Origin of the sequence: Micrococcus sp. KRD077 (assembly GCF_017168505.1) — a bacterium.
In the GTDB taxonomy this organism is placed as follows: Bacteria; Actinomycetota; Actinomycetes; order Actinomycetales; family Micrococcaceae; genus Micrococcus; species Micrococcus luteus.
In genome coordinates this window covers 1,816-8,959 of sequence record NZ_JABFAZ010000014.1, presented here as the reverse complement: position 1 = coordinate 8,959, position 7,144 = coordinate 1,816, and the positions used below count along the sequence as shown (strand labels likewise).

The 7,144-nt window shown below is 65.6% G+C and carries 5 protein-coding genes and 4 pseudogenes; 5 read left to right on the top strand and 4 right to left on the bottom strand.

What is annotated here, in order from left to right; genetic code table 11:
- The 3 genes and pseudogenes from J1M39_RS04805 to J1M39_RS04795 all read right to left on the bottom strand — a co-directional run.
- Window positions 1–698, bottom strand: a pseudogene (locus J1M39_RS04805) (transposase); the annotation flags it as partial.
- An 85-nt stretch (window positions 699–783) separates the two neighbouring features.
- A pseudogene (locus J1M39_RS04800) lies at window positions 784–1,567 on the bottom strand (IS30 family transposase); the annotation flags it as partial.
- 141 nt (window positions 1,568–1,708) lie between these two features.
- Window positions 1,709–2,851, bottom strand: a complete 1,143-nt coding sequence (locus J1M39_RS04795) for a calcium/sodium antiporter (RefSeq protein WP_043282823.1) — start codon at window positions 2,849–2,851, stop codon at window positions 1,709–1,711.
- A 172-nt stretch (window positions 2,852–3,023) separates the two neighbouring features.
- Here J1M39_RS04795 and J1M39_RS04790 point away from each other — a divergent pair.
- Window positions 3,024–4,396: pseudogene (locus J1M39_RS04790) on the top strand (IS1380 family transposase).
- Here the strand turns inward: J1M39_RS04790 and J1M39_RS04785 are convergent.
- Window positions 4,365–4,805 (bottom strand): annotated as a pseudogene (locus J1M39_RS04785) (ISL3 family transposase); the annotation flags it as partial. The pseudogenes J1M39_RS04790 and J1M39_RS04785 sit on opposite strands and share 32 nt — an antisense overlap.
- A 137-nt stretch (window positions 4,806–4,942) precedes the next feature.
- Here J1M39_RS04785 and J1M39_RS04780 point away from each other — a divergent pair.
- From J1M39_RS04780 to J1M39_RS04765, 4 genes are all read left to right on the top strand, one after another.
- A complete protein-coding gene (locus J1M39_RS04780) occupies window positions 4,943–6,226 on the top strand; it encodes an IS256 family transposase (protein WP_241253862.1) in 1,284 nt (427 codons plus the stop codon).
- 62 nt (window positions 6,227–6,288) lie between these two features.
- Window positions 6,289–6,621, top strand: a complete 333-nt coding sequence (locus tag J1M39_RS04775; RefSeq protein ID WP_036315702.1) for a DUF3024 domain-containing protein — start codon at window positions 6,289–6,291, stop codon at window positions 6,619–6,621.
- A gap of 44 nt (window positions 6,622–6,665) precedes the next feature.
- Entirely contained in the window at window positions 6,666–6,863 is a 198-nt protein-coding gene (locus J1M39_RS04770) for a hypothetical protein (RefSeq protein WP_206496514.1), read from the top strand.
- Between the two features lie 59 nt (window positions 6,864–6,922).
- The coding region (locus tag J1M39_RS04765) for a transposase (protein WP_241253861.1) at window positions 6,923–7,144 on the top strand (222 nt) is incomplete at its 3' end.

Genomic DNA, 7,144 nt, shown 5'->3' with positions numbered 1-7,144 from the left:
CTTGATCGGTCGTCCGTGCTCGTCGGCGTCGAACTGGAAGTCCACCGCCCACACCACGTTCGGCGCGTCCGCCGTCGGCGCGTCGACGGTCGAGGACCCGACGCGCTTGCGTCGACGCCGCTGCGGGACCCGGAGCCCTTCGTCACGCCACAGGCGTTGGATCTTCTTGTGGTTCACCACCGGCCCCTCGGCGCGGGCGTCGTGATACGCCCGCCGATACCCGTAGCGGGGATGGTCCTTCGCCCAGGCGCGCAGCCACTCCCTGAGCGCCCGATCCGGGTCCGCGACCGTGTCGCCCTTGAGCGGTCGCCGGTACGCGGAGCGGCTCAGCCCGACCAGACGGCACGCCATCCGTTCGCTCACCCGCAACTTGCCCTTGAGGTGATCGACGGCGGCGCGGCGCCTGTCCGGGCTTAGAAGTTTCCCTCAGCCAGCTCCTTGAGCGCGGCCTTCTCCAGCTCCGCTTCCGCGAGCAGACGCTTCAGGGTCGCGTTCTGCTTCTCCAGCTCCTTCAGGCGCTTTGCGTCCTCGGCCTTGAGGCCGCCGTACTGGTTCCGCCACCGGTAGTACGTCTGCTCGGACACCCCGAGCTCCCGGCACACCGCCGCGACGTCCTGACCATCGGCGAGCATCCTGTCGGCCTGCCCGAGCTTACGGACGACCTGCTCGGGGGTGTGACGCTTCCTGCTGTTCGTCATGATCTGACCAGTCTCCCTGCCCGCGACCGCGGGCAACAGGACGACTCTCATAACGACTGGACCTACGAAACGGGGTCAGCCCAGGGGAGACCTTTGCGTGGTGCGCCATCTCGCTGCCCTGGTCCCTTACCAGCGAGGTCTGCATCATCCGGGGCAGCTCGGTGAAGTACTCGATCACCGCGTCCGCGGGGGCCCTCGGCGTGTTTCGAGGGCAGGGCGAGCGGGCCGGTGAACCCGCTCATCCGCTCCACCAGCGTCGCCGCCCACGAGGACCCGTTCTTCCCGATGATCAGGTCGCCCTCCCAGTGCCCGGGTACCCGCCGCTTCGCCGCGTCCTCGCCACGCTCCGCGATCGGGACCATCCCCACGATCGGCCCGCCTCGGGAGCGGCCGTGCGTGCGGGGCCGGCGCTTGGTCCGTTTGGACTGCAAGAAGATCCCACGCTTGGCGAGTTCTCCGCGGGGGATCGCGTAGATGTACTGGTAGATCGCTTCTCCGCTGACGGTGCGGCCCTGAGCGTCGGGAGAGTTCGCCATGCGTTCAACGGTCGGGTCTGCGGCCTCCAGACGCAAGCGACCCGCGATCTCGTTCGGCATCCATGACGCTGCGAGGTCGGCGTTGACGCGGGCCTCGAGTACCGGGTCCTTTGCCACTTTCCGGACCTGTGGGCGAGAGCGCTGGCGTTGCGCTTTCACGTCCGCGGTCACGGCTTGATAGCCGCGCGTCTTCGTCGAGTTCGGTCGAAGCTCTCTGGAGACCACCGAAGGGCATCTACCCAGGTGAGACGCGATCTTCCGGACTCCCCACCCGGCCTTCGATCCCGTCGAGATCTCCATCCGCTCCGTGAACGTGAGTCGCCGCCGCACCATCCCAGGCCTCCTCGCCTCGAGCCCCCACCGACCGGGAGTGTTGCTACGACGCTATGACACCACCAACCGACAGTCATCTCTTGCCGATTTACATTCAGCCGACGACCTGAATGAAGCCAGCAGCCGAATGCACTCGACGGTCTACGTCGAAGTCGTGGTCTGGTCCAGGTCTCGGCGTCCCTTGCGGAGCCCGATTTCGTAGGCTGTAAAGGAAATGAGCGTCAGTGCGATTAACGGCAGCACGAACCACGCCATGGCTACGGTGAATCCCTCCAGTGCATCGTGCGCTGTGGCAGCCAGCACAAGGTATCCGGTGTAGGCGGCGTACAAAACCACGAACAAGCCGCCCTCCCAACGCGCCACCGCGAAGCCCGTGAACGCGATCGGCAGTAGTGCCACTGCGGCCGCCAGCATTACTGGGATATCGAAGGCCACTGCGGCGCCGGATACGGGAATGCCCTCAAGAGAGATGAGCGCGGTTAGTCCTAGCACTACCCCTATGTTGAAGATATTGCTGCCGACCACGTTGCCCACCGCTAGGTCGCGTTCACCGCGACGCACGGCAATGATGGACGTCGCCAGCTCGGGCAACGATGTCCCGACAGCCACAACGGTCAGTCCGACCACGAGGCTGCTTACGCCCAACGTGGTGGCTATGTTCACTGCTCCTTCCACGAGCAGCGTGGCACCGGCGACCAGCAACGCGACCCCCAGCAGCACAAAGAAGAGCGACCTGCTGACCGAGGCGCCTAGCGCAGCCCCTTCCTCGTCGGCTGGATCGACGGTTGCCGAATCTCCTGTCCCTTCCCGGGCATTCACCGCGGTCTTGGCGTCCCGCCGACTAATCACCACGGACATTATGGTGTGGACCACCACACCGAAAAATAGTATCAGCCCGTCCACCGCACTGATCCTCCCATCCAGGGACACAAGGAGCAGTAGAACTGACAAGACGACCATCAGGGGCAGGTCAAAGCGGATCAGCCTCCGCTTTACAGCGAGGGGAACGACCAGCGCGGACAGTCCCAGGATGAGCAGGACATTAATGATGTTGCTGCCAACCGCATTGCCCACGGCAAGCCCCGGTTCATCACGCAGTACAGCACCGACGCTCACTGCGAACTCGGGTGCCGACGTCGCCGCTGACACTACGGTGAGACCGATCACCAATGACGAAATCCCGAAACGTCCGGCCAGTGCTGACGCCCCACGCACCAAAAATTCCCCACCCAAGACCAGCAGCACCAGTCCGGCCACGATCCGTCCAATATCAAGCGCATCCATGAGTAGGAGTGTACGGACCACAGTTCAGGCCCTGCCACGAGCACCCGCTGACCTCGAGATTTCACTGGGGTGTGGTCTCGACGGGTGGGCGTCATAGAGAAAGGTGCTCCTGGCCTGGGATGATACGGGGTGTCGAGTCTCGTAATCCCTGGCCGGAAGGAGCACCTTTCAGGTGTCCCACCCTACCGTGTTCTTCTACCCCCGCCCGCGTGTGGACGTCGCTGAGGTCCCGGCGGCCTCGCATGCGGGCGCGGTGCTGCTGACCGACACGATCCACGCCACCGGCCTCGCCTCTTCGCTGCGTGAAGCGTTGGGTTCATGGACGAAACCGCTGGCCGAGCATCACGCCTCCAAGGTCCTGCTGGACCTCGCGATGACTCTCGCGGTGGGCGGGGAGGTCGCCCGTGACACCGACCTGCTGCGGTGCGAGCCGGGCCTGTTCGGTGACGTCGCCTCGGCCCCAACGATCTCCCGCACGCTCACCACCCTCGCTGAGGACGCGCCCGCCGTGATGACCGCGATCGCCAGGGCTCGCAGGACCGCGCGCGAGCAGGCCTGGGCCCTGGCCGGCGAGCATTCCCCGGCCGAGGGGACGAGCGCGAAGACCCCGCTGGTCATCGACCTCGACGCCACCCTGATCAACGTCCACAGTGAGAAGGAGCAAGCCGCCCCGACGTTCAAACGCGGCTTCGGCTACCACCCTCTGTACGCGTTCCTGGACCACGGCAGCGAAGGAACCGGGGAACCGCTCGCGATCCACCTTCGCCCCGGCAACGCGGGCTCGAACACCGCCAGCGATCACATCGCCGTCACCCGTCTGGCCCTTGCGCAGCTCCCACCGGCCCTGCTGGGCCGGGGCGGGCGGGGATCGAAAAAGGTCCTGATTCGCACCGACGGGGCCGGCGGCCCCAAGGACTTCGCGGGCTGGCTGGAGCGGCAGCGTCTGGCCTACTCAGTCGGGTTCACCCTCCCCGCGAACACTCCTGACCTGTTGGAACGTATTGATGAGGCGAAGGCGTGGACTCCTGCCTACGACACCGACACCGAAGGGATCCGCGATGGGGCATGGGTCGCGGAACTGACCGGACTACTGGACCTGCCCGGGTGGCCCCCGGAATGCGGGTAACCGTAAGGAAGGAACGCCCCCACCCCGGAGTGCAGCTACGGATCACCGATCACAAAGGGATGCGGATCACTGCGTTCGCGACCAACGCCCCACGCGGCCAGCTTCCAGTGCTGGAGCTGCGTCACCGCCGCCGCGCGCGCTGCGAGGACCGGATCCGCAACGCCAAGGACATGGGCCTGATGAAGTTCCCGCTGCAGGGATTCGCGCAGAACCAGGTCTGGTGCCAGATCGTCCAGCTCGCCGGCGTCATCGTCGCCTGGATCCAGGCCATCGCGCTGGCCGGCCATGATGCACGTCGCTGGGAGCCCAAACGGTTTCGCGCACGGTTGTTCGAGATCCCCGCGACCATCGTGCGCCGCTGTCGGCACAAGATCCTGCATTCGAGGCTCATCGCATTTGAGGGTGTAGCAAGGGTCTGAAGCCGCCTGATTCGAGGAGGCTGCGGGCGATGTAGTTGGTGAGGTTGCGGAAGCCGAGGGCGGAGCCGCGCAGGTGTTCGAGCCGGCCGTTGATCGCCTCCGTCGGACCGTTGCTGGTGCCCAGTCGCTCGAAGAACGCCAGCACGTCGGCGGCGCGTTTGGTCAGTGTCCGGCCGAGCTTGCCCAGTTCCTCGAGGGTGTCGGGGACCTTCTTGCTCAGCGCCGCGATCACCTTCTCCATCTTGGCCTTAGCCTTTGCGCGGTCGAATTCTCGATACGCGGCGACCATGGCCTGGTAGATCTCCCAGGCCGCTTCGACCGCGGCGTGCTTCTCGTGGGCGAAGAGGACGCTGAGGTGTTCTTTTTGGCGGTCGGTCAGCAGGCTCATCCCGGTGTGGAGGGTGCGGCGCAGTTGCGTCCGGCAGAGTGGTGTACGAATCCCGCAGCACGTTGACTCCGGTTGGCGTGTCGACCGCGAAGTAGAAGCGGTCACCGCGGGAGGCTTTCGAGGAAACTCTCACATCCCACTCGAAAGGGACACCCGCGATGACCGCTCCCCACGATATCGACCCCCAGGCGTTTCTGTCCGATCTGCTCACCCAGGCCTCGCCGGACTTGATGCGTCAGATGCTCACCACCTTCATCAATGCCCTGCTGTCGGCCGAGGCTGACAGCGTGTGCGGCGCCGCCTACGGCGCCCGCTCGGATGAGCGCACCAACCGGCGTAACGGCTACCGGCACCGGGACCTGGACACCCGCGCCGGCACCATCGACGTCGCGATCCCGAAACTGCGCGAAGGCACCTACTTTCCCGACTGGCTCCTGGAGCGGCGCCGCCGCGCCGAGGCAGCGCTGACCACGGTGCTCGCCACCTGCTACCTGCTCGGCGTCTCCACCCGCCGGATGGACAAACTGGTGCAGACTCTCGGCATCACGGGCCTGTCGAAATCGCAGGTCTCAGAGATGAGTAAAGACCTGGATGCGCAGGTCGAAGCGTTCCGCACCCGGCCGCTCGATGCTGGGCCGTATCGGTTTGTCGCCGCCGACGCGCTCGTGCTCAAAGTGCGTGAACACGGCCGGGTCGTCAAGGTCGCCGCCATGGTCGCCACCGGCATCAACAACGACGGCTACCGCGAGATCCTCGGCCTGCAACTGGGCACCGCGGAGACCAGGGAGGGGTGGCTCGGGTTCTTCCGTGATCTGGCTGCCCGCGGCCTGTCGGGGGTGGAGCTGATCACCTCCGATGCCCATGCCGGGCTGGTCGAAGCGGCCGGGGCGGTGTTCGGGACGGCGCAGTGGCAGCGCTGCCGCACCCACTACGCGGCCAACCTGATGGCGGTGTGCCCGAAGTCGCAGTGGCCCGCGGTGAAAGCGCTGCTGCACAGCGTCTACACCCAGCCCGACGTCGAGGCGGTGATCGCCCAGTACGAGCACATGATCGACAGCCTGGCCACCCATCTGCCGGCCGCTGCCGAGCACCTCGAGGGCGCCCGCGATGAGGTGCTCACGTTCACGAAGTTCCCGAAGGAGGTGTGGAAGAAGATCTGGTCGAACAACCCGAACGAACGGCTCAACAAGGAGATCCGGAGACGCACCGACGTCGTCGGCATCTTCCCCAGCCGAGTCGCGGTGATTAGACTCCTCGGCGCGGTGCTGGCCGAGCAGCACGACGAATGGACCGAATCACGGCGCTACATGAGCCTGGAATTGCTGACCGCGACCGACACGATGCTCGCCGAAGCAGCCGCGAAAGCCGCGGCTGAACAAGCCGCCCTACAGGTCAGCGACACCATGACCGACGACCCCGGCCACGCGGCACTCGCCGCCTGACAACCCACCCGACCACGAGGAACCCGACAAAGCCTCGATACACCACTCAAAAGGACTTGACCATGGCTATGCCCGAGACCGACCTGCTGCGCATCGGCCGCTGGTGCCGTGAACGCGTGCCCGAGCACCTGTGGGATCAGGTGAGAGTAGAAGCCGAGATCGCCGACCGGCACGTCACGATCATCGAGACGCGGCCGCCGTGGGACGGGCAGGGCGACTGGACGCGGTTCCCGGTCGCGCGCCTGCGATACACCGTCAAGACCGGCCAGTGGAGCATCTACTGGCGTGACCGGCACATGAAGTTCCACGAGTACACGAAGAGGCGCCCGACGAAGAACGTCCAGAGTCTGCTCGACTACATCGGCAGCCACCAGGATCCGATCTTCTGGGGCTGAGAGCTCCCACGGCCGTGTCGGTACTCACCGCTACGGTCGGGAGTATGAGCGAAGAGCAATGGGATGAAGCGGCCTTCCGCGCATCGATCCCGGCCGCGCGCGAGAAGGTTGAGTTTGTCGCAAGGTTCTGCGAGATCGGCCCCTCACAGCCCCGCTGGGATAGTCACCGTCCCGTCGTCGAGTTGATCTTCTATCTCTGCAAGCTCGACTACGACATCAAGGTGCTCCTGCTGCCTTCCTGACCGATTGAAGCGCCCTGGGTTTGTTGGAGGCTCCTGACCTTGGAAACGAGGATGGAGTTATGCCGAAAGAGCAGACAGCGGGGAAGCCGACGACGCGTCGGTATTCGCCGGAGGAGAAGGCCGCGGCGGTCCGGATGGTGCGGACGCTGCGTGCCGAGCTGGGGACCGAGCATGGGACTGTGCAGCGGGTCGCGACGCAGCTCGGATACGGGGTCGAGTCCGTGCGGAGGTGGGTCAAGCAAGCCGACATCGACGACGGCGTCACCTCTGGCGTGAGCAGC

Bases quoted from the DNA above. Each gene is read 5' to 3' on its own strand.
- J1M39_RS04795 (WP_043282823.1), bottom strand. From the start codon at position 2,851: ATGGATGCGCTTGATATTGGACGGATCGTGGCCGGACTGGTGCTGCTG.
- J1M39_RS04775 (WP_036315702.1), top strand. From the start codon at position 6,289: ATGGCTATGCCCGAGACCGACCTGCTGCGCATCGGCCGCTGGTGCCGT.
- J1M39_RS04770 (WP_206496514.1), top strand. From the start codon at position 6,666: ATGAGCGAAGAGCAATGGGATGAAGCGGCCTTCCGCGCATCGATCCCG.
- J1M39_RS04780 (WP_241253862.1), top strand. From the start codon at position 4,943: ATGACCGCTCCCCACGATATCGACCCCCAGGCGTTTCTGTCCGATCTG.